Origin of the sequence: Salinivibrio sp. IB643 (genome assembly GCF_001996105.1) — a bacterium.
Lineage (GTDB): Bacteria > Pseudomonadota > Gammaproteobacteria > Enterobacterales > Vibrionaceae > Salinivibrio > Salinivibrio costicola.
In genome coordinates, this window is the sequence record NZ_MUFF01000081.1 from 1 (window position 1) to 1,556 (window position 1,556).

Genomic DNA, 1,556 nt, shown 5'->3' on the forward strand with positions numbered 1-1,556 from the left:
ACGGCTTGATTCAAGCCAATGTTGCCTTGGCCATGTTTGAAGTCGGCGGGGTATTAGGCTCGCTGGTCGCAGGCTGGGGATCTGACCGAATTTTTGCCGGTAACCGCGGGCCCATGTGCATTTTGTTTGCCACCGGTATTTTTCTATCGGTCGCTGCGTTCTGGCTATTTCCGTTCACCGACATTTTTATTCACGCACTGTTGCTATTTTGCGTCGGCTTTTTTGTGTTTGGCCCGCAGATGCTCATTGGCATGGCTGCAGCTGAGTGCTCCCACAAACAAGCAGCAGGCGCGTCGACAGGCTTTGTCGGCATTTTTGCCTACTTGGGCGCAGCTGCAGCTGGCTATCCGTTAGCACTGATTATTGAAGCTTTTTCGTGGCAAGGCTTTTTCATCGCTATTGCGTTATGTGCGGTGACCATTGGGCTGGTACTGCTCCCTTTTTTAAGAATGCAGGTGGATACGAGCGAGGAGAAATAGAACAAGAACGGAAATCTATTATTCAATGTATACTTGGGCTTGTGTCATCGCCAACAATGGGCCTAGGATCCTAGGCCCTCACACTTTCATCAATCCGCCCCGAACAAATCGCGGGTGTAGACTTTGCTTTCTACATCGCGGATTTCATCGACCATGCGGTTGGCGACAATCACGTCGGCGCGTTGTTTGAAGGTATCCAAGTCTTTGATGACTTCTGAGTTAAAGAAGGTGTCTTCTTCAAGCACGGGCTCGTACACCACCACGTCAATGCCTTTGGCTTTAATCCGTTTCATGATCCCTTGGATGGCTGAGGCGCGGAAGTTGTCTGAGCCTGATTTCATCACCAGGCGATATATACCTACCACTTTGGGTTCGCGGTTGATAATGGCGTTGGCAATAAAGTCTTTGCGGGTGGTGTTGGCATCAACGATAGCTTGAATGATGTTATTGGGCACATCTTGGTAATTGGCCAATAGTTGACGGGTGTCTTTTGGTAGGCAGTAACCGCCATAGCCAAACGAGGGGTTGTTGTAGTGATCGCCAATGCGCGGGTCTAGCCCTACCCCTTCAATGATCTGGCGCGCGTCTAAACCGTGGGATTCGGCGTAGCTATCCAGCTCGTTAAAATACGCCACCCGCATCGCCAAGTAGGTGTTGGAGAAAAGCTTCACTGCTTCAGCTTCGGTGGAGTGGGTAAACAATACGGAGATACCCGATTTGACTGCGCCTTGTTGCAACAAGGTAGCGAACTGGCGCGCGCGCTCGGATTGCTCACCGACAATGATTCGTGATGGATATAAGTTATCGTAAAGCGCTTTGCCTTCGCGCAAGAACTCGGGTGAGAAGAGGATGTTTTCGCAACCCATTTGTTGCTTAATATGCTCGGTATAGCCCACTGGTACCGTCGATTTGATCACCATCATCGCATCGGGGTTAATCGCCATCACATCTTTAATCACCGCCTCGACCGAGCTGGTATTAAAGTAGTTGGTTTCGGGATCGTAGTCGGTAGGGGTGGCAATCACCACAAAGTCCGCGCCTTGGTAGGCCTGCTCTTTATCGAGGGTAGCGATAAAG

Annotated in this window: 1 protein-coding gene and 1 pseudogene; one reads left to right on the forward strand and one right to left on the reverse strand. The window is 50.5% G+C overall.

Features of this window, described 5'->3' with window-relative positions; translation table 11 throughout:
* Positions 1-479 (forward strand): annotated as a pseudogene (locus BZG77_RS14530) (MFS transporter); the annotation flags it as partial.
* A gap of 89 nt (positions 480-568) precedes the next feature.
* On the opposite strand, the gene BZG77_RS14535 reads toward BZG77_RS14530, so the two are convergent.
* Positions 569-1,556 (reverse strand): nucleotide sugar dehydrogenase (locus tag BZG77_RS14535; protein WP_077647753.1); only part of this gene is annotated, 988 nt, incomplete at its 5' end.